The sequence below is a fragment of the Cryobacterium sp. Y62 genome (genome assembly GCF_002929785.1).
Taxonomy (GTDB): domain Bacteria; phylum Actinomycetota; class Actinomycetes; order Actinomycetales; family Microbacteriaceae; genus Cryobacterium.
In genome coordinates this window covers 17,371-35,806 of the sequence record NZ_PJJK01000099.1, presented here as the reverse complement: position 1 = coordinate 35,806, position 18,436 = coordinate 17,371, and the positions used below count along the sequence as shown (strand labels likewise).

Genomic DNA, 18,436 nt, shown 5'->3' with positions numbered 1-18,436 from the left:
TAGAAACCGCGCGGGCTGTGCTTGCGTTCCCTCAATTATGCCGGTTCGTGACGCCTCCCCCGTACGCTGCCAGCGATCCGTCCCGACCACATGCAGCGAAACGGCCAGTCCCAAAGGACTGGCCGTTTCGATCAAGGTGCGGAAGCTAGGCGGTAACGGACTCCACAGCGGGTGTGGAGGCCTTGGCGCGCGCGGCCAAAGCCTGCTTGTCATGCTTGCCAATCGCTGCTTCACCGACGCGCAGCTGAACGTACAGCGGTGACGCGATGAAGATCGTCGAATAGGTACCGACCAAGATGCCGATCAGCAGGGCCAGTGAAATGTCACGCAGGGTACCAGCGCCAAGCACGAATGCCCCGATGAACAAAATGGATGCCACGGGGAGGGCGGCGACGACGGAGGTGTTGATCGAGCGCACCAGCGTCTGATTCACGGCGAGGTTGACCGATTCCGCAAAGGTGCGGCTTGAGCCCGAACCGTCGAAGTTGGTGTTCTCCCGAATCTTGTCGAAGACCACTACGGTGTCGTAGAGCGAGTAGCCGAGAATGGTCAGGAACCCGATCACCGCGGCCGGCGTGATCTCGAACCCCGTGATGCCATAGAACCCGGCCGTGATTACGAGGTCGTGCAGTAGGGCAACCATGGCCGCGACCGACATCTTCCAGGTGCGGAAGTAGACCGCCATGATGATACCGGCGAGCACGAGGAACACCACCAGGGCGCGCAACGCCTGGCCGGTGATGTCCTGTCCCCAGGTGGCCCCGATAAAGGAGGTGGCGACTTCGGTGACCGGAACGTCATAGCCGGCGGCGAGGGCGTCCCGCACGCCAGTGGTCTCCCCCTCTGACAGCTGGTCGGTCTGGATCCGAACACCGTCTGAGCCGACGGTGGAAACTTTCGATACCGCTTCCGGAACGACGCTTGCGACGGCATCCGTTGCCGTGGTCTGCGACTGACTCGTCGTCTGGGAGACGACGAATTCGCTGCCACCGGTGAATTCGATGCCGAACACGAAACCGCCGCGCAGCAGGAAGGGGCCGACCAGCGCGATGAGGATCATGCCACCGGCAATGAGATACCAGAGTTTGCGGCGCCCGACAATATTGAGCGACCGTGCCCCGGTATAGAGGTCATTTCCGAACTTCGAGAAGCTGGCCATCAGGAATCCTTCCCACCTGTCGATCGATCAGTACTGGTGCCTACAAGTTCTGAAGCCTTACGTTCGGCGATCGTTTGTCGCTTGGCCGCCTCTTTGCTCGAGGAAGCCACCTTCGTCGCCGACACGGCCGACGAGGGTACGAAGCGGGCACGGCCACGGTAAACCGCGCCGAGGGCACGAGGATCAAGGCCGCTGAACTTGTGACCCTCATTAAAGAACTTCGTCTTGGCGACTAGTTGCAACATCGGGTGGGTGAACATGCTGACCACGAGCAGGTCGACGATGGTGGTGAGGCCGAGGGTCAGGGCGAAGCCGCGCACGTTACCGACGGCCAACACGAACAGTACGACGGCGGCGAGAAAGTTCACGACGTCGGAAGCAACGATGGTGCGGAAGGCACGCTTCCAGCCGGATTCGACCGACGATTCCAGACCGCGACCGTCACGCAGCTCGTCGCGTACGCGTTCGAAGTACACGATGAAAGAGTCGGCGGTGATACCGATCGCCACGATCAGGCCGGCAACTCCGGCCAGCGACAGGCGGTAGCCCTCACGCCAGGACAAGATCGTGATGAGCAGGTAGGTGATCACGGCCGCCACTCCGAGCGAAGCCACAGTGATGAGGCCGAGCAGACGGTATTGGGCGAGCGAGTACATGACGACGAGGATCAACCCGATCAGGCCGGCGATGAGTCCGTTGAGCAGCTGTGTTGATCCCAGGGTGGCCGAGATTGTGTCCTGGCTCTGCACTGTGAAGCTGATCGGAAGGGCGCCGAACTTGAGCTGGTCGGCGAGGGCCTTCGAGCTGTCCTGATCAAAGGAGCCGGAGATTTCTGGCTTGCCGTTGAGAATAGCTCCCTGCGTGTTCGAGGGCGCCGAGATGACGGCACCGTCAAGCACGATGGCGAACTGGTTCTGTGCCCCGCTGAGGCTGTTCAGCCGGGTCGTGACATCGGCGAACTTCGTGGTTCCCTCGCTGTTGAAGACAATGTTGACGACCCACTCACCGGTGGTCGCGCCCGACGATGTGGTGCGCTGGCCGTTGGTGGCGTCTGTAATGGTGGAACCATCTACCTCAACTGGACCGAGGATGTACTTGATCGAGCCATCCGTTTCGCAGGTGATGAGGGGCTCATCGGCCGGTGCGACGTTGGTGGTGTTGATCGCGGCACAGTCGAAGGCGTCGTACTCGGCCTGGAGGGCCGGGGTGACGTAGTTGAGGTCGCTCGCGTCGGTGGGCTCGACCGTTGGAGTCGTCGACAGGCTCGGGTCGACGGTCGCTTCCGGTGCGGGGGTCGCGGACCCGTCCGCGCCGACAGTCTGACCGGACGGCTGACCGGCCACGAGCACGGCGCGAAACTCCAATTTGGCCGAGGACTTGATGCGTTCCAGGGTGGCATCATCGGGGGTACCGGGGATCGACACGACGATGTTCTGGCCGCCCTGCGTGTTGACCTCGGTTTCGGAGACTCCCGAGGAGTTGATCCGCTGGCGAATGATGCCAACGGCCTCGGTGAGCTGCTCAGAAGTGACGGTCGCGCCGCTCTCGACCTGCGGGGCAAGAATAATCTGCGTCCCACCCTCAAGGTCGAGGGCCAGTTTCGGCGTCCACGACCCGTTCTGGGTGAACACCCCGAAGGCGTTGAGGGCGATCAGGCCGACGATGAGCACGCCCAGCCAGGTCAGGGAACGCCAGGCCTTTTTGGCTGGAGACGACGACTTAGCCACCTATGAACTCAGCTTTCTGTTGGCGCCCACACCAAAATGTGTGGGCGCGCCGCGTGTTGCAGTACGTGCGTTGTTGGTGCGGACTGGGACCTAGACTAAGCGTCGCCCTTTTTCGGCTGTTCGGTGGTGTCGATGTCGCTTTCGGCAACGCGCTGGCCGAATTCCGGCTCCTTGAGCGAGTCGATGCTATCAACAGTGGAGTCGTCTTCGACATCGTCGGCGACAATCGGCTCGACCACCCGAGCGATGGTCTGACGGTGGATCTCAACGATGACGCCGGGAGCGATCTGCAGCTCGACTTTGTTGGCCTCTTCGTCGATGGCAATGATTGTGCCGTACATACCGAAGTTGGTCATGACGTCGGCACCGGGAACCATGGTCGCCTGCAGGGCTTCCTGGTCTTTCTTGCGCTTGCGGCCATTGCGGAACATGAAGAAGACGAGTACGGCCAAAACGGCCAGCATGACGAGAGTCAAAGAATCCATGGAGCGGTGAAACCTTCCGATTGCGGCGCGGGTGGCCGAAGCTTGTGGGTGAAGAGCCGACAGCAGGCCTAGAGAGAATATGCCTCTAGACAGGCGGGCCAAACTGAATTATAGGTCAAGAAGGGTTGCACTTCCCTGTGGAGTCGCGCCCTGAGGTGGTGCGAGACCAAAATGTTGCCAGGCCGCACTGGTCGCAACACGGCCGCGCGGAGTACGCGTGAGGAATCCTATCCGTACCAGGAACGGCTCGACGACCGCTTCGACGGTTTCCGACTCCTCGCCGACCGAGACGGCCAGAGTGTTGAGGCCGACCGGACCACCACCGAATCGCGTCAGGATGATCTTCATGACCTCCCGGTCCAGACGATCCAGGCCGATTGCATCGACGTCGTAGAGTTCGAGCGCCGCGTGCACCGCGGCGATGTTGGCGCCGCCCCCGTGCACGAGCGCGTAGTCGCGCACCCGTCGCAGCAGGCGGTTCGCGATGCGTGGTGTGCCCCGGCATCGGCCGGCGATCTCGGCCAGCGCGTCGCGCTCGATCGGCAGGTCGATCAGCTGGGCGGCGCGATAGAGCACCTGTTCCAACTCGCTCTCGGCGTAAAACTCCAGGTGCGCGGTGAAGCCGAATCGGTCACGCAGCGGATTCGGCAGCAGGCCGGAGCGCGTCGTTGCCCCCACCAGGGTGAACGGGGCGAGCTCGAGCGGAACCGAGGTGGCCCCGGCGCCCTTGCCCACCATGATGTCGATGCGAAAATCTTCCATCGCGAGATAGAGCATCTCTTCAGCCGATCTTGCCATGCGATGAATTTCGTCGATGAACAGCACCTCACCCGGAACCAGGGAGGAGAGCACCGCAGCGAGGTCGCCGGCGTGTTGAATCGCCGGTCCACTCGACATGCGTAGCGGCCGGTTGCCCTCGTAGGCGACGATCATGGCGAGGGTGGTTTTGCCGAGGCCGGGCGGGCCGGCCAGGAGGATGTGGTCGGGCGTGCGGTTTTGCATCGTCGCGGCGGTCAGCAGCAGTTGCAACTGCCCGCGCACCTTCTTTTGGCCGACGAATTCGGCCAGGCTCGCCGGGCGCAGCGCGCCCTCGAAGGCGAGCTCAGACTCGCTTTCAAGGGAGGGGTTACTGAGTTCAGCGGCGGCGTGTTCAACACCGGAGTGTTCAACACCGGAATCGGTACTCATGGGTGATCCTTGCCGGACGCGGCTGCCGCCGAGCCGGTGGCGTGGTGCGCTGCCGGGCCGAGTCGGCCGAGGGCAAGCCGGAGCACAGCGGCGACGGTTGGGGGCGCTGAATCGGTATCGGCAGCATCCGTCAGCTCAGTAAGGGTCTCATCGACAGCCACAGCGGCGACCCGCTCCGACCAGCCGAGACCGATCAGCGCCGCCTGCACGCTTGCTGCGGCCGAGGTGGCGCCGGCCGGGCGGGTCGGGGTACTCGCCGCCGTGACGGCGATCTTGCCGGCGAGGGAGAGCACGATGAGCTTCGCGGTTTTCGGCCCGATACCGCTGACCTTGCGGAACGCGCCGTCGTCGTCGCCATTGACGGCCTGGCCGATCTGATTGGGGGTAAGCACGGCGAGCACCCCTAGAGCAGATTTAGGGCCAACGCCCGTGACGCCGACGAGCAGTTCGAACACGGCCAGTTCGTCAGCCGTGGGAAAACCGTAAAGGGTGAGGGAATCTTCGCGTACGATGAGCGTGGTCACAAGGCGGGCCTCGTCACCGATGCGCACGTTGAGGGCGGTGGCCGGCGTCACCTGCACGCCCAGCCCGACTCCCCCCACCTCGATTACCACCGTTGATGAGCTGGCGGTTGAGCCCACGGCAGACAGGACAAGGCCACGTACGGAAGAGATCACCGCTTAAGACTACGGGGCACCGCCGACACCGCTGGCACCGACCCACGTTCGGCGGCGCGCCAGGCCTTTTGCGCCGGGGTCAGCGCGGCAGGCGGGCCCGTGGCCGCTTTCACCGAGACGACGGTCGGCAGCGTGCCGCCGGAGGCGCCGGTGCGCCAGGCATGGCAGATCGCGAGGGCGAGGGCATCCGCTGCATCGGCAGGTTTGGGAATTTCGGTGAGGCCTAGTATGCGCGCGACCATGGTGCCGACCTGCTTCTTGTCGGCGGCCCCGTACCCGGTGATGGCAGCCTTCACCTCGCTCGGGGTATGGAGGGTCACCGGCAGACCGCGCTGAGCTGCCAGCAACAGGGCGACGCCGCTGATCTGGGCCGTTCCCATGACCGTGCGCACGTTGTGCTGGGCAAAAACCCGTTCGATGGCGATGAATTGCGGCCGGTGCCGGTCGAGCATCTCTTCGAGGCCTTGGGACAGCAGCAGCAGCCGCCGTTCCAAGGGCAGTTCGGGCGCGCTGCGCAGCACGGTCACGTCCACCAGGCGGGCCGTGCGGTTGCCCTCGACATCGACGACGCCGACGCCGCAGCGGGTGAGGCCCGGGTCGATGCCGAGAACCCGGACCGCCATCGAACTACTCGGACTCGGCGGAGAGTGCGGCCTGTACCTCGACTGACAGGTCGTAGTTGGAGTAGACGTTCTGCACGTCGTCGAGGTCTTCCATGGCGTCGATCAGGTGGAATACCTTGCGGGCAGTTTCGGCGTCGACCTCGATTTTAAGCGACGGGATGAAGGCAATATCGGCGGACTCATAGTCGATGCCGGCGGCCTGCAGCGCGGTGCGGGTGGCGACGAGGTCACTCACGTCAGAGTGGATCTCGAAGGTCTCGCCCTCGTCGATGACCTCTTCAGCGCCGGCGTCGAGCACGGCAAGCATGATGTCGTCCTCGGTGATCGTGGGCAGGTGCTTGACCACAACGACACCCTTGCGGTGAAAGTTGTACGCGACGCTGCCCGGGTCGGCCATGGCTCCCCCGTTGCGGGCCATCGCGGTGCGTACCTCGGCCGCAGCACGGTTCTTATTATCGGTGAGGCACTCGATCATGATCGCGACACCGTGCGTGGCGTAGCCCTCGTACATGATGGTCGTGTAGTCGACCTGTTCGCCAGACAGCCCGGCACCACGCTTGACGGCCCGGTCGATGTTGTCGTTGGGCACCGAGGTCTTCTTGGCCTTCTGAATGGCATCAACCAGGGTTGGGTTACCCGAGAGATCAGCGCCGCCCAGCCGTGCCGCAACCTCGATATTCTTGATGAGTTTGGCGAACGCCTTGGCCCGTCTGGAGTCGGTGACCGCCTTCTGGTGCTTGGTGGTGGCCCATTTGGAATGCCCGGACATACATCTCCCGTTGTTGTGCTCGAACAAACTGTGCTCGAATAAGCTGTGCTCGATCGAGCTCTGGTGATCGCTGCGAAGTTGGTGCACGCTTGGTGCCGCCTCAGTCTATCCCGGTGTGACTTCCAGCAGCTTGTGCAGGGTGTGCAGGTTGCGGATGGTCGTGGTGTCACGGTACTTGAGCTTGGCACTCTTCTTGCTGAAGGCGCTCTTGATACCGACTGCCTTGCGAACCTCCCAGTACAGCACGCCGTGGCCGAGTTCGATGCGTTCGTCGGTCGTGTCGAGTTCCTTGGCGTGTCCAGCGAGCTCGCTCAGGTGGCTAGGGTCGGAGGAGAACATGACATAGGGATGCCAGCCATCGCGGTCGGCGTTAAAGGGGTACGAGCGCACGATGCGGTCGAGCGATTCGGCGTCGACGAGCACGATCCACGCTTCGTACTCGAAGCGAGCTGTCAGGGCTGCTTCGATGCGCGCCTTGAGGGCTGCAGTTTCCATTTTGTTAGCCAGCGGAGCATCGGCGAGTGGACTGTCGATGCTGAACAGCACATTTCCGCTGGCCAGCACCGTCTTGATATCGGTGTAACCAAGTTCGTGAAAGGTATCAGCGAGATCGGCCATGCTGACGGTGATGCCATTGACATTTATACCGCGGAGGAGTGCTACATAGCGGGTCATCGTTGACCACTGCGTGTCTGAGTCATGTCTGAACCCTAGCTACACTCGCGCGCCCGGCACAATTCCGGCATCGGTCAGCGCGCGGCAGCGATAAGTTTCTGCAGGAAATACTCGTGAAAACGGTATTCGCCGGTGATTTCGGGGTGAAAGGAGGTACCAAGCAGGTTTCCTTGTTGCACAGCGACACAGCGGCCGTCGGCGAGGGCGGCGAGGGCGGTCGCTTTTGGCCCGACGGTCTCCACGACCGGCGCCCGAATGAAGACCGCGTGCACGGGCTGGTCGCCGAGCGCCGGAATATCAAGGTCAGTCTCGAAGGAGGCGGTCTGCGAACCGAAGGCGTTGCGGCGCACAGCGATGTCAAGTCCACCGAGGCCCTGCTGGCCGTCCATGCCATCGAGAATCGTGTCGGCAAGCATAATCAGCCCCGCGCAGGTGCCATAGACCGGCAGCCCGCCGCGGATGGCAGCGCGGAGCGGTTCGGCGAGGCCGAAGGTGCGGGCGAGTTTGTCCATGACGCTCGATTCGCCGCCCGGAATGACCAGACCGTCGATCTGGTCCAGTTCTTCCGGGCGGCGCACGAGGGCGACGTTCACGCCGAGCTCGCGCAATACCTGCGCGTGCTCACGAAAGTCGCCCTGCAGGGCGAGTACCCCAACCCGCAGTCTTGCCGGTACAGCGATTTCTGCCGGTCGGGTACCCATCGAGAGAATCGTCACGAACGGATGCGCTACCAGCCGCGCGTTGCGAGGCGGTGCGGTTCAGCGATGTCGGACACGTTGATGCCGACCATGGCCTCGCCGAGACCGCGCGAGACATCCGCAATGACCTTGGCGTCGTCGTAGAACGTGACAGCCTTGACGATGGCCGCTGCACGCTGCTCCGGGTTGCCCGACTTGAAGATGCCGGAGCCGACGAACACACCGTCAGCGCCGAGCTGCATCATCATGGCGGCGTCGGCCGGGGTGGCCACGCCTCCGGCGGTGAACAGAACGACGGGGAGTTTGCCGGTCGCGGCGATCTCGGCGACGAGCTCGTAGGGTGCCTGCAGTTCCTTGGCGGCAACGTACAGTTCATCGCGGCTCATCGAGCTGAGGCGCTTGATCTCACCGTTGATGGTGCGGATGTGCTTGGTGGCTTCGGAGACGTCGCCGGTTCCGGCCTCGCCCTTGGAGCGAATCATGGCCGCACCTTCGTTGATGCGGCGGAGCGCCTCACCGAGGTTGGTGGCGCCACAAACGAAGGGGATGGTGAAGTTCCACTTGTCGATGTGGTTCACGTAGTCGGCAGGGCTGAGCACCTCGGATTCGTCGATGTAGTCAACGCCGAGCACCTCGAGAATCTGCGCTTCGACGAAGTGGCCGATGCGGGCCTTCGCCATGACCGGAATGTTGACCTCGGCGATGATGCTGTCGATCAGGTCGGGGTCGCTCATGCGGGCCACGCCGCCCTGCGAGCGGATGTCGGCGGGAACGCGTTCAAGAGCCATGACGGCGACAGCGCCGGCATCTTCAGCAATACGAGCCTGGGCAGCGGTGACGACGTCCATGATGACGCCGCCCTTGAGCATTTCGGCGAATCCGCGTTTAACGCGGCTCGAGCCGAACTGCTCGGCAGAGGTTGATTCAGTCATAACTATGATCCTATTCCTTACGCGGTGGTGGTCTGACCGGGACTGGTATCGGTCGAACGGATGACCGGGGCGAGCCAGCACACTGCCCGGTCTTGAGAAAAACTAGAGGGCAGCTGTCGTGGCGTCTGAGGGAGTCAACGCGCCCGGCCAGGCGTCGGAAATCTCGCGGCGCACGTCGCCGAGTAGGCGCGGGATGGCCTTGGTGCCGGCGATGATCGGAAAGAAATTCGAGTCGAGGGCCCAGCGCGGCACGATGTGCTGGTGCAAGTGCTCGGCGATGCCGGCTCCGGCAATGCGCCCCTGGTTCATGCCGATATTAAAGCCGTCACAATTCGACACCTGAGTGAGCACCCGCATGGCAATCTGGGTGAGCTGGCCGATTTCGGCGATCTCCTCCGGCGTGGCCTGGTCGTAGGTGGCGACATGCCGATACGGACAGACCAATAGGTGGCCGCTGTTGTACGGAAAAAGGTTGAGCAGCACGTAGGCATGGGTGCCGCGCGCAACGATCAGCGCCTTCTCATCGTCCAGGGTCGGAGCGATGCAGAACGGGCAGTCGTCGGGGTGCGGCTGCTGCCCGTCCTGGATGTAGACCATCCGATGCGGCGTCCAGAGCCGCTGAAAGGCATCCGGAACACCGGCGAACTCGGCAGCGGTCTCCCCCGCGCCGGCGTCCACCGCGTCGGAACCGCGCAATCGATCTGCGGGAATGGCCGGCATGCTAGGCCTCCACTTCGGACACAGCCACGAGTGGAATCGTGGTCACCTGCGCGCGGTTCTCGATCGACTCCACGATGATGCGCACGGCCTCGGTGACCGGAACCCCGTTTTGCTGCGTGCCATCGCGGAAGCGAAAGCTTACCGCGCCGTTGGCCTGGTCGTCTTCGCCCACAATGAGCTGGTACGGCACCTTGGCCTTGGTGTGGGTGCGGATCTTCTTCTGCATACGGTCGCCCCCGTGATCCACCTCGGCGCGCACTCCGGAATTCTTCAGAGTCGCGATCACGTCATCGAGGAAGGGGCCATACTGCTCGGAAACGGGAATACCGACAACCTGTACCGGGGCCAGCCAGACCGGGAACGCTCCGGCGTAATGCTCAGTGAGCACGGCAAAGAAACGCTCGATCGAGCCGAACAGGGCACGGTGAATCATGACTGGGCGCTGGCGGCTGCCGTCATTCGCGGTGTATTCGAGGTCGAACCGTTCCGGCAAGTTGAAGTCGAGCTGAATGGTCGACATCTGCCAGGTGCGCCCGATGGCGTCCTTGGCCTGCACCGAGATCTTGGGGCCGTAGAAGGCCGCTCCACCCGGGTCGGCGACCAGATCGAGACCGGATGCCTCCGCGACCTCGCGGAGAGTCTCGGTGGCTTCAGCCCAGGCTTCGTCGCTGCCCACGAACTTTTTCGGGTCTTTGGTGGAGAGCTCGAGATAGTAGTCCTCGAGGCCGTAGTCGGCGAGCAGCTGCAGCACGAAGTTGAGGGTGGTCGTCAGCTCCTCTTTCATGCCTTCCTTGGTCGTGTAGATGTGGGCGTCGTCCTGGGTCATGCCGCGCACGCGGGTGAGGCCGTTGAGCACGCCGGACTTCTCGTAGCGGTAGACCGATCCGAATTCGAACAAGCGCATCGGCAGATCACGGTAGCTACGGCCACTGGACTTGAAGATGAGGTTGTGGAACGGGCAGTTCATCGGCTTGAGATAATAGTCAACGCCCTGACGGGTGACGTGACCGGTGTCGTCGCGTTCCTCGTCGAGGTGCATCGGGGGAAACATACCTTCGCGGTACCAGTCGAGGTGGCCGGAGGTTTCGAACAGGGTCGACTTGGTGATGTGCGGTGAGTAGACAAAGTCGTAGCCGGCTTCGGCGTGGCGTTTGCGGGAGTAGTTCTCCATCTCCTGCCGAATGATGCCGCCCTTGGGATGGAACACGGCCAGGCCGGAGCCGATCTCTTCCGGGAAGCTGAACAGGTCGAGTTCGGCGCCGAGCCTGCGGTGATCGCGCTTAGCCGCCTCTTCCTGACGTACCTGGTAGGCGCGCAGTTCGTCCTTGGTGGGCCAGGCGGTGCCGTAGATGCGCTGCAACTGCGGGTTCTTCTCGGAGCCGCGCCAGTAGGCGGCGGCCAGGCGGGTGAGCGAGTAGCCGTTGCCGATCATTCGGGTGTTGGGCAGGTGTGGGCCGCGACAGAGGTCCTTCCAGACCGTCTCGCCCGTCTTCGGGTCGACGTTGTCGTAGATGGTCAGTTCGGCTCCGCCGACCTCGACCGACTCTTCGTCGGCAGTTGCGCTGTTGTTGCCACCCGCGTCGCCGCCCTCGCCGGGGCCGCCTTTGATTCCGATGAGCTCGAGCTTGTACGGTTCGGCGGCCAGTTCGGCGCGGGCCTCGTCGTGGGTGGCGACGCGGCGCACGAACCGCTGGCCCTGGCGGATAATACGGTCCATCGCCTTCTCGAGCGACTTGATGTCCTCGGGAGTGAACGGGTCGACCACATCGAAGTCGTAGTAGAAGCCGTCGGTGACGAATGGGCCGATGCCGAGGCGGGCGGCCGGGTTGACGGTCTGCACGGCCTGGGCCAGCACGTGGGTGGCCGAGTGACGCAGAATATTCAGTCCGTCGGGAGTGTCTATGCTGACCGGCTCGACAATATCCGTCGGCAACACGGTGGCCGCCAAATCTTTCAACTCACCGTTGACGCGCATCGCGACAACGGATCGGTCGGTGAAAAGCGCAAAGCCGTCAGCCACGTGTATTACTCCCTGTTGTTTGCCTACTCGTCAACTTTAGCGGCGTGCGCAGGGCTGATCGTCGGCTGAGCGACGGGGAGCCCACGATAGTGCTCGCACGCACTACAAACCGAGCCGATATGAGAGTACTTTGTCCGTGATTTGGGGGCCCGAGCACCACCGACTGCAAAGAAGCGAGACATGACACCATTACCGCACCCGTCCCCATCCCCCCGCCCTGGCGCGAAGCGCTCCTGGCGCCTGCCCGCGCTGGTTATTGCGTCCGTGCTCGGCGCCCTGATCGTCGCACCCGCCGCCTCGGCAGCAACGGATGCCCCGACCCTTTCGACGGGGCGGGGCACGGTCAGCATTAACGCCGGCACCTATGACTTCTACTTCGCCGGCCAGGCGGCTTCCGTTTACGGCGAGATCTCGGCCGTCGCCCCCGCCACCGCCGTTCCGACGGGGGGTGTGCGCGTCGTGTCGATTGAGCCCGGCAACCGCACCGAGACACCCGTGCTCCTGCCGAGCGACACGGCCGGTATTTTCTACTCCGATGCCTACCCCAGCAAAGCCGGTACGCGCCAGTTCCGAGTGGACTATCTCGGGGATAGAAACTTTGCCCCGGCATCGAAAACCTTCAGCTACTTCGTTCCGACCGGACCGGACACCAAAACGACCCTGACCGCGACGCCGTCCGGCATTATTACGGCCGGCCAGCACACCACCTTCACCGCGGACGTCACGGACAGTCAGGGCCGCGCCCTGAACGGTGATCGTTCCGGCGAGGAGATCACCTTCTTCGACAATGGCCGACCGCTGGTTGGCGATCAGGTATTCGGAAAGTGGCACTCCACGCTGACGACGACAAGGCTGTCCGTGGGGGTGCACCGCATCACGGCTGAGAGTTTCGCGGTCTTCTACAACTCCTCGACGTCACCAATTGTCGTCATTACCGTCGTGGCGAAGCCGGCCAGAGTCAGTGGAACGCTGACCATAGCGCCCCGAGGCGATGTGCACGTGGGCGTGCCCGTCTCGGCGACGGCGAACTTCACCTCCGCGACCAAAACGGTGACCGGTTTCGTACAGTTTTATAACCTGGTGACGAAGGTCGGCCAGCCGGTGGCGCTCGTTCAGGGTTCAGCCACACTCACGTACGCATCATTGAAGGTCGGCAGGCACGCGCTCGCCGCCCGCTATCTGGGTACGACAAAGCATGCTCCGGCGGTGACCCTGCCGCGATTGGTACGGGTTATTCGGTAACGGGTGCGGGGTGAGAGTTCAGTGCGGCTGAACTCTCCCCCTCCCGGTGATCTGGGCGCGGCATCCGCTTTCGCGGGTTGGTCGACGCGCAAATCAGGCGCTGACCTAGACCGATTCCGACGAATGTTCGATCACGAAGTCGGCGCCGGGGTACACGATGCTCTCATGCCGGTCGTCGAACAACACGTGGTACGGCGGCCCGCCGTCGATCCCACGAACCTCGAGTATCTCGCCGCGACGGTCCGGCCGCTCCACCGTTTTGCCGCGAATGACAATCCGATCTCCCTCTGTGGCGCGCATTGCACTCACCTCCTGCGCGTAAAACTACGCGGGCAGCGGATGCTGCACAAGGGCGCATCAGCTGGCTTATCGCCCAGATCTTGCACGGCCGGTTCTGGGTACAAAAAAACCCCGGCTGACCGGGGTTCCTGTGTTTTGTTGCGATGCTCTGTGGGCGATACTGGGATCGAACCAGTGACCTCTTCCGTGTCAGGGAAGCGCGCTACCGCTGCGCCAATCGCCCAAGATTCTGGGAAGTACGGTGTCTATGCAATGCAGTTCTCGGCGAGTGCACCAGGAATTGAGGTGGATACGGGATTCGAACCCGTGTTAACGGCTTTGCAGGCCGCTGCCTCGCCTCTCGGCCAATCCACCAGTTGGGTTCATACCAAACGAATTGGAACCGGTCCGTAGGCCGATTCCATTTCATTCGAGCGGATGACGAGATTCGAACTCGCGACCCTCACCTTGGCAAGGTGATGCGCTACCACTGCGCCACATCCGCAACTGTCCGCATTTCTGCGTACTCAGTGACTCTAGCTGAATAGCAAGACGGAAACCAAACCGAGGCTTGTACGGCGTGTTGCGCGGGCTGTTGCGGGTGGTGTGCGGGGTGTTGCGGGTGGTGTGCGGACAGGGCCGGGCGACGCGACTCTGCCGTCGAGCTGGAGTAGGCGATGACCCGCGCCACACCGGTGTGCGGTGTGGATGTGCGGCGACCCGCCAGTCTGGGCTAGTATCAAAAGCCGCACCAGCAACTTCGATTTTGCGGTGTGAGTACAACTGGGCGATTGGCGCAGCTGGTAGCGCGCTTCCTTCACACGGAAGAGGTCGTGGGTTCAAGTCCCGCATCGCCCACCACGACTACACGAAAAGCCCCGAGAAATCGGGGCTTTTTTGTGCCTTCACTCCGCATTAGTGCAACCTAGTCTGAGACGCATGGACCTGCTCTTGGACATCTGGCAGCGCATGACGACTTCGCACGCCGCTCTAGCCCCCCTCACCGCGTGGCTGACCGTGGCGGCGGCCGCGGCGATCGTGCTGTTTCCGCCGGTTTGGCGCATCGCCCGTCACGCCATCACCATCGTGCACGAGGGCGGCCACGGAGTCGTCGCGGTGCTCTGTGGGCGGCGGCTGGGCGGCATCCGCATGCATTCGGATACCTCGGGGCTCACCGTGAGCCGCGGCCGCCCGAGCGGGCCGGGCATGATCTTCACCCTGTTGGCCGGGTACCCAGCCCCCGCGCTGCTCGGCTGCGGTGCAGCCTGGCTACTCAGCCGGGGGTTCGACGTAGGACTGCTCTGGGCGCTGCTCGCGGCGCTGGCCCTTCTCCTCGTGCAGATACGCAACTGGTTTGGGCTCTGGTCGGTCGCTGTCACGGGCGCCGTCGTCTTCGGCGTCTCCTGGTTCGGCACGCCGCAGATGCAGGGTGTGTTCGCCTTGCTGGTCACCGCACTTCTCCTGCTCGGTGCGCTGCGCACGTCCCTTGAGCTACAGCAGTCCCGATCCCGCACGGCCGGGTTATCGTCGGACGCCGACCAGCTGGCTCGGCTCACCCACATTCCGGGGCTTTTCTGGGTAGCCGTCTTTCTCGGCATCCAACTGGGCTGCGTTGCGCTCGCCGCGATACTGCTGCGTTTTCTTCAAGCCTGAGCGCTTCCCGCAGCCAATCGTGACAGGCTGAATGACATGACAAAAATTGCGATCATTGGCGGGCACGGAAAAGTTGCCCTCCACCTAGCCCACCTGCTCACCACTGCCGGCCATGAGGTCAGCTCCCTTATCCGCAACCCCGAGCATGCCTCCGACGTCTCAGCGACCGGCGCAACCCCGCTGCAAGCGGATGTCGAGAATCTGTCCACGGATCAGCTCACGACGCTCCTGGCCGGCCACGACGCCATCGTCTGGTCAGCCGGGGCCGGCGGGGGCAGTACTGCGCGCACCTACGCGGTCGACCGCGATGCGGCCATCCGCTCAATGGTTGCCGCCGCGCAGGCCGGTATCTACCGTTACGTGATGGTCTCGTATAAGGGATCGCGCGCCGTCCATGGCGCCTCTCCCGACGACGGCATGTTCGCCTACTACGAGGCTAAGGCGGCTGCCGACGGCTACCTGCGGGCAACCTCACTGAACTGGACCATCCTCGGACCGAGCGCGCTGACCCTCGATGCCGCGAGCGGTTCCATCAGTGTGGGATCAGGCAGCACGGACAGCGACACCTCTCGCGAGAACGTCGCGCTCGTCGCCGCAGCCGTGCTCGCGAGCGACAACAGCATCGGCAAATTCATCGAGTTCACTGACGGCGACGTTCCCATTGGTGAGGCCATCGCCGCCCTCCACTAACGGCTCTGGAAGATTAGAACCCGAAGTCCCCACCGAAATCACCGCCGCCAAAATCACCGCCGCCAAAATCTCCTCCAGCGTCTCCACCGGAGTCGCCGCCCGAATCGGCGTTGGTTTCGCTGTTCGCGTCGGCACCGGCATCCGTGCCGCCGCCGTCCATCGACATGAAAGCGCTCACCAGCGCTGATCCGATGAAGAATCCGGCGACCGGACCGAGCAGTGATCCGCCGACCATGCTGCCAAAGCCCATGCCATTCTGGTTTCCGAAGGTTCGGGTGAGTGTGCCCGGCTCGCGGAGCTCGGCCCGGGTCGCCGCCTGGGCCAGGTGGGCCGGTACGGCATCCGCTGGACGCTCACTCGGTTCAAGGTTCTCGGTGAGTTGGCGAAAAAGAATATCGCGCTGTTCCTCAGTCAATTTGGAGAACGCCTCGGTGTGCACCTTCTCGATGGTCTCGGGCGGTGCAGTGCGTAGCAGGTACTGGTACCGCTCGACGGCAATCTCGTCCTCGCTGCCTGCCGAACCATTGTTTACCGGACCATTGTTAAACCGAGGCGACCGGTCGCCGGTCGGTGCCTAGTCCTTTCGGCCCAGCAGAAAGTCAAGAAATCCCATGCTGTAATACTCCCTCGATGACGCGGTTGTTGTCGGTATTTTTTAGAACTTTCTAAGTGCTGGCACCATGTCAACGACCCCGGCCGAACCACGTCGTCACTCCGGGAGAGTACAGAACCGAGTCGGGAGCGCGTTCGGTCAGACCGGTGAAACCGGCGGCGGCCAGCAGCGTGTCGTCGAGACTCACGAGCTCGGCACGGTACAGCGGCCACGGCTCGTGATGGTTGCGCAAATGCACGGTGCGACCGCGGACGCGCGTGAACAGCGCCCAGCGCGCGGTCAAGAAGTCGGCCAACGAGTCATCCACCACGGCGACTGAACTCGGCCGAGCAACCACCTCGGTGTGCGCCATTCTGTCGCGGTGGCGCGTCGCGGTGTACCGGTACTGTCCCGAATCAACCGATAGCCGCGTACGCGACCAGATGTAGGGCAGTGAGAACAGCGCACGCGCAGCGAGCACGGCGGCGAGGCGGCTGGCCTCCAGCGATACGAACACAACGCCGCGACGCCCCTGGGCGTCGACGGCATAGAGGCGCACGTTTACTTCAACGAAAGTGCCGAAGTACGGAATCGGCATGCTTCCAAGAACTGTCGCGCGATCGAGGACGAACGGGATGAGGCCCACCCAGCTCGATCCGTCATGCTCATCGGGAACCAGGCCGCTGGGCAAAAGCGGCGCGATCAGCGCAGCATCCACTCGCCAATGCAGAAACACCAGGTGCGACCAGCGCTGGCTGGCCACGGCCCGCCCGGCCAGGGGTGGTGCGATCGTTGAGATGGGCAAGGACTCTGCTGGAGTCACCGCTGTACTTTCGGGCCAACGTCGGTCATCGCTTCACGATACTTCAGTTTGGCGTGCCCCGCGCCTGTTGATCGGCCGGGAAAGAACGCGGGGCGGGGGCTGCGCTCAGCAATCGCGAAGGAGGCCTGTGTAACCATGAATAAGGCGAAATCGTGACCAAACAACACGTGCAGCATCAACTCAGGGAGAAGCATGTCAGGCTCAACCGTGCTCGACTTCTTGCTCATTCTGTTGTTGGTCGTCGCCCTCGTCAACGGCTACCGCAGTGGTCTGTTACGCAGCCTGACCGGCATCATCGGCGCGGTCGCCGGTGGATTCGCCGCCTTCTTCGTCGTGCCGCTGGTCGGCGGCTGGATTCCCGCTCCGGAATGGCGCACCCCCGGCACGATTGCCGTGGCCGTTCTGCTCGTGCTTATTGGGCACTCGATCGGTGCTTCCGCCGGCAGCATGGTCGGCCGCAAATCGAAGCGTTCCCCACTCGGCACCATCAACCGCGTGCTTGGTGCAGCATTCGCGGCGGTCGCATCGGCTCTCGTGGCGTCGATGGTCGCGTTCAGCATCGGTGCCCTGGGAATCCCATTCCTCTCTCCCGCCATCGCTGAATCTACCGTGGTGTCCCGCATCGACTCGGCGACTCCTGACCGGGTCAAGGCCTTGATGGCGCAACTTCGCTCCGTTGCAGTGTCTCAGGGTCTGCCACGCATCGTCGATGCTTTCACCGGCCCGACACCGGATGCTGCTCAGGCCGACACGAGCAGTCCGGCCCTGGCTGTTGCCGCGCAGTCCGTCGTGCGCATCACCGGAACGGCCTACGCCTGTGGCCAAAGCCAGTCGGGCAGCGGATTCGTGGTGTCCGACGGCCGCGTCATCACCAATGCCCACGTCGTGGCCGGGGTGAACCAGCCCGTGGTTGAGACACCGTCTGGGGAAGCCCTTGCCGGGGAGATCGTCTACTTCGACCCGGTCGATGACCTCGCCGTCATTTCCGTGCCTGGCCTCGGCGCAGCCCCGCTCGCCGTCGGCAACGATCTCGCCGCGGGCAGCGGCGCGGTCGCTGATGGGTACCCCTTCGGCGGACCGTACGTCTCCGACCCGGCCCAGGTCATCTCGCTTGGAACCATCAGCGTCGCCGACATTTACGGCCAGGACCCGACACCGCGCCAGGTGTACACCGTGGCGTCCGACGTGCAGCAGGGCGAGTCGGGTGGTCCGCTGCTGAGCGAGTCCGGCCTCGTCGTGGGCGTCATCTTCGCCAAGGCGTCGAACACCGACAACGTCGGCTATGCGCTTGCGCTCGATGAGGTTCAGCCGGTCATCAACGAGGCACCGGGCCTCGACGCCCCGGTCTCCTCCGGCACCTGCGTTCGCGGCTGAACCAGCGGCATCCGTTCACCGGCAGCACCCTGGTCGGGCATGCAAAGGGCGAGACTGAAGCGGATGATTCCGCTCCAGTACCGCCCGATTGCCTGACCAGTCGGAAGTGT

Annotated in this window: 20 protein-coding genes and 4 tRNA genes; 5 read left to right on the top strand and 19 right to left on the bottom strand. The window is 63.4% G+C overall.

What is annotated here, in order from left to right; genetic code table 11:
* Positions 1–145 precede the first annotated feature (145 nt).
* The 12 genes from secF to thrS all read right to left on the bottom strand — a co-directional run bounded on the left by secF (position 146) and on the right by thrS (position 11,673).
* Complete coding sequence (gene secF, locus CXY71_RS07610; RefSeq protein ID WP_104135044.1) at positions 146–1,159, bottom strand: protein translocase subunit SecF; 1,014 nt, start codon at positions 1,157–1,159, stop codon at positions 146–148.
* A complete protein-coding gene (secD, locus tag CXY71_RS07605; RefSeq protein ID WP_104135043.1) occupies positions 1,159–2,886 on the bottom strand; it encodes a protein translocase subunit SecD in 1,728 nt (575 codons plus the stop codon). The genes secF and secD overlap by 1 nt, the downstream gene beginning before the upstream one ends.
* A gap of 95 nt (positions 2,887–2,981) precedes the next feature.
* Positions 2,982–3,371, bottom strand: coding sequence for a preprotein translocase subunit YajC (gene yajC / locus CXY71_RS07600; protein WP_104135042.1), 390 nt, complete (start codon positions 3,369–3,371; stop codon positions 2,982–2,984).
* Between the two features lie 108 nt (positions 3,372–3,479).
* Positions 3,480–4,559 carry a Holliday junction branch migration DNA helicase RuvB gene (ruvB, locus tag CXY71_RS07595; protein WP_104135041.1) on the bottom strand — a complete coding sequence of 360 codons (1,080 nt, stop codon included), beginning with the start codon at positions 4,557–4,559 and terminating at the stop codon, positions 3,480–3,482.
* The gene (gene ruvA / locus CXY71_RS07590; RefSeq protein WP_104135040.1) at positions 4,556–5,236 is read right to left on the bottom strand and encodes a Holliday junction branch migration protein RuvA; all 681 of its coding nucleotides are present in this window, start codon (positions 5,234–5,236) and stop codon (positions 4,556–4,558) included. The genes ruvB and ruvA overlap by 4 nt, the downstream gene beginning before the upstream one ends.
* A complete protein-coding gene (ruvC, locus tag CXY71_RS07585; RefSeq protein ID WP_104135039.1) occupies positions 5,233–5,859 on the bottom strand; it encodes a crossover junction endodeoxyribonuclease RuvC in 627 nt (208 codons plus the stop codon). Before ruvC ends, ruvA begins: the two co-directional genes overlap by 4 nt.
* Positions 5,860–5,863: 4 nt before the next feature.
* The gene (locus tag CXY71_RS07580) at positions 5,864–6,628 is read right to left on the bottom strand and encodes a YebC/PmpR family DNA-binding transcriptional regulator (protein WP_104135063.1); all 765 of its coding nucleotides are present in this window, start codon (positions 6,626–6,628) and stop codon (positions 5,864–5,866) included.
* A 105-nt stretch (positions 6,629–6,733) separates the two neighbouring features.
* Positions 6,734–7,303 carry a DUF1697 domain-containing protein gene (locus tag CXY71_RS07575; protein WP_104135038.1) on the bottom strand — a complete coding sequence of 190 codons (570 nt, stop codon included), beginning with the start codon at positions 7,301–7,303 and terminating at the stop codon, positions 6,734–6,736.
* Positions 7,304–7,377: 74 nt separating this feature from the next.
* Positions 7,378–8,004 carry a pyridoxal 5'-phosphate synthase glutaminase subunit PdxT gene (pdxT, locus tag CXY71_RS07570; RefSeq protein WP_104135037.1) on the bottom strand — a complete coding sequence of 209 codons (627 nt, stop codon included), beginning with the start codon at positions 8,002–8,004 and terminating at the stop codon, positions 7,378–7,380.
* Between the two features lie 26 nt (positions 8,005–8,030).
* A complete protein-coding gene (pdxS, locus tag CXY71_RS07565; RefSeq protein WP_104135036.1) occupies positions 8,031–8,933 on the bottom strand; it encodes a pyridoxal 5'-phosphate synthase lyase subunit PdxS in 903 nt (300 codons plus the stop codon).
* 102 nt (positions 8,934–9,035) lie between these two features.
* Entirely contained in the window at positions 9,036–9,653 is a 618-nt protein-coding gene (locus tag CXY71_RS07560) for an HIT domain-containing protein (RefSeq protein WP_104135035.1), read from the bottom strand.
* A 1-nt stretch (position 9,654) separates the two neighbouring features.
* Positions 9,655–11,673: a threonine--tRNA ligase gene (gene thrS, locus CXY71_RS07555; RefSeq protein WP_104135034.1), complete on the bottom strand. Its 2,019-nt coding sequence runs from the start codon at positions 11,671–11,673 to the stop codon at positions 9,655–9,657.
* Positions 11,674–11,853: 180 nt separating this feature from the next.
* Between thrS and CXY71_RS07550 the strand changes: the two genes are divergently transcribed.
* The gene (locus tag CXY71_RS07550; protein ID WP_104135033.1) at positions 11,854–12,915 is read left to right on the top strand and encodes an Ig-like domain-containing protein; all 1,062 of its coding nucleotides are present in this window, start codon (positions 11,854–11,856) and stop codon (positions 12,913–12,915) included.
* A gap of 105 nt (positions 12,916–13,020) precedes the next feature.
* On the opposite strand, the gene CXY71_RS07545 is transcribed toward CXY71_RS07550, so the two are convergent.
* The 4 genes from CXY71_RS07545 to CXY71_RS07530 form a co-directional block, all read right to left on the bottom strand.
* Positions 13,021–13,215, bottom strand: a complete 195-nt coding sequence (locus CXY71_RS07545) for a DUF1918 domain-containing protein (RefSeq protein ID WP_104135032.1) — start codon at positions 13,213–13,215, stop codon at positions 13,021–13,023.
* Between the two features lie 151 nt (positions 13,216–13,366).
* A tRNA-Val gene (locus tag CXY71_RS07540) sits at positions 13,367–13,438 on the bottom strand.
* A gap of 60 nt (positions 13,439–13,498) precedes the next feature.
* Positions 13,499–13,569: transfer RNA gene (locus CXY71_RS07535), tRNA-Cys, on the bottom strand.
* Positions 13,570–13,627: 58 nt separating this feature from the next.
* Positions 13,628–13,699, bottom strand: a tRNA-Gly gene (locus CXY71_RS07530).
* A 280-nt stretch (positions 13,700–13,979) separates the two neighbouring features.
* On the opposite strand from CXY71_RS07530, the gene CXY71_RS07525 reads away from it, so the two are divergent.
* The 3 genes from CXY71_RS07525 (at position 13,980) to CXY71_RS07515 (ending at position 15,537) form a co-directional block, all read left to right on the top strand.
* Positions 13,980–14,055: transfer RNA gene (locus CXY71_RS07525), tRNA-Val, on the top strand.
* Positions 14,056–14,133: 78 nt separating this feature from the next.
* Positions 14,134–14,847 (top strand): M50 family metallopeptidase, encoded by a 714-nt coding sequence (locus CXY71_RS07520; RefSeq protein WP_104135031.1) that lies wholly within the window; start codon positions 14,134–14,136, stop codon positions 14,845–14,847.
* Positions 14,848–14,883: 36 nt separating this feature from the next.
* Positions 14,884–15,537, top strand: a complete 654-nt coding sequence (locus CXY71_RS07515; protein ID WP_104135030.1) for an SDR family oxidoreductase — start codon at positions 14,884–14,886, stop codon at positions 15,535–15,537.
* Positions 15,538–15,550: 13 nt separating this feature from the next.
* Here CXY71_RS07515 and CXY71_RS07510 read toward each other — a convergent pair whose 3' ends face one another.
* The 3 genes from CXY71_RS07510 to CXY71_RS07500 all read right to left on the bottom strand — a co-directional run bounded on the left by CXY71_RS07510 (position 15,551) and on the right by CXY71_RS07500 (position 17,146).
* Positions 15,551–15,952 carry a hypothetical protein gene (locus CXY71_RS07510; RefSeq protein ID WP_368665869.1) on the bottom strand — a complete coding sequence of 134 codons (402 nt, stop codon included), beginning with the start codon at positions 15,950–15,952 and terminating at the stop codon, positions 15,551–15,553.
* A gap of 268 nt (positions 15,953–16,220) precedes the next feature.
* Positions 16,221–16,952, bottom strand: a complete 732-nt coding sequence (locus tag CXY71_RS07505; protein WP_104135029.1) for a YqjF family protein — start codon at positions 16,950–16,952, stop codon at positions 16,221–16,223.
* Positions 16,949–17,146: a hypothetical protein gene (locus CXY71_RS07500; protein WP_104135028.1), complete on the bottom strand. Its 198-nt coding sequence runs from the start codon at positions 17,144–17,146 to the stop codon at positions 16,949–16,951. The genes CXY71_RS07505 and CXY71_RS07500 overlap by 4 nt, the downstream gene beginning before the upstream one ends.
* Between CXY71_RS07500 and CXY71_RS07495 the strand changes: the two genes are divergently transcribed.
* On the top strand, positions 17,145–18,326 hold the full coding sequence (locus CXY71_RS07495; RefSeq protein ID WP_104135027.1) for a MarP family serine protease: 1,182 nt from the start codon (positions 17,145–17,147) through the stop codon (positions 18,324–18,326). The genes CXY71_RS07500 and CXY71_RS07495 overlap by 2 nt on opposite strands.
* The last annotated feature ends 110 nt before the right edge of the window (positions 18,327–18,436 follow it).

Excerpts from the sequence above, each read along its gene's own strand:
- CXY71_RS07520 (WP_104135031.1), top strand. The coding sequence starts at position 14,134 with ATGGACCTGCTCTTGGACATCTGGCAGCGCATGACGACTTCGCACGCC.
- CXY71_RS07560 (WP_104135035.1), bottom strand. The coding sequence starts at position 9,653 with ATGCCGGCCATTCCCGCAGATCGATTGCGCGGTTCCGACGCGGTGGAC.
- CXY71_RS07550 (WP_104135033.1), top strand. The coding sequence starts at position 11,854 with ATGACACCATTACCGCACCCGTCCCCATCCCCCCGCCCTGGCGCGAAG.
- CXY71_RS07495 (WP_104135027.1), top strand. The coding sequence starts at position 17,145 with ATGTCAGGCTCAACCGTGCTCGACTTCTTGCTCATTCTGTTGTTGGTC.
- CXY71_RS07575 (WP_104135038.1), bottom strand. The coding sequence starts at position 7,303 with ATGACCCGCTATGTAGCACTCCTCCGCGGTATAAATGTCAATGGCATC.
- ruvC (WP_104135039.1), bottom strand. The coding sequence starts at position 5,859 with ATGGCGGTCCGGGTTCTCGGCATCGACCCGGGCCTCACCCGCTGCGGC.
- CXY71_RS07515 (WP_104135030.1), top strand. The coding sequence starts at position 14,884 with ATGACAAAAATTGCGATCATTGGCGGGCACGGAAAAGTTGCCCTCCAC.
- CXY71_RS07580 (WP_104135063.1), bottom strand. The coding sequence starts at position 6,628 with ATGTCCGGGCATTCCAAATGGGCCACCACCAAGCACCAGAAGGCGGTC.
- pdxT (WP_104135037.1), bottom strand. The coding sequence starts at position 8,004 with ATGGGTACCCGACCGGCAGAAATCGCTGTACCGGCAAGACTGCGGGTT.
- CXY71_RS07500 (WP_104135028.1), bottom strand. The coding sequence starts at position 17,146 with ATGCTTCTCCCTGAGTTGATGCTGCACGTGTTGTTTGGTCACGATTTC.
- yajC (WP_104135042.1), bottom strand. The coding sequence starts at position 3,371 with ATGGATTCTTTGACTCTCGTCATGCTGGCCGTTTTGGCCGTACTCGTC.
- pdxS (WP_104135036.1), bottom strand. The coding sequence starts at position 8,933 with ATGACTGAATCAACCTCTGCCGAGCAGTTCGGCTCGAGCCGCGTTAAA.
- ruvB (WP_104135041.1), bottom strand. The coding sequence starts at position 4,559 with ATGAGTACCGATTCCGGTGTTGAACACTCCGGTGTTGAACACGCCGCC.
- CXY71_RS07545 (WP_104135032.1), bottom strand. The coding sequence starts at position 13,215 with ATGCGCGCCACAGAGGGAGATCGGATTGTCATTCGCGGCAAAACGGTG.
- secF (WP_104135044.1), bottom strand. The coding sequence starts at position 1,159 with ATGGCCAGCTTCTCGAAGTTCGGAAATGACCTCTATACCGGGGCACGG.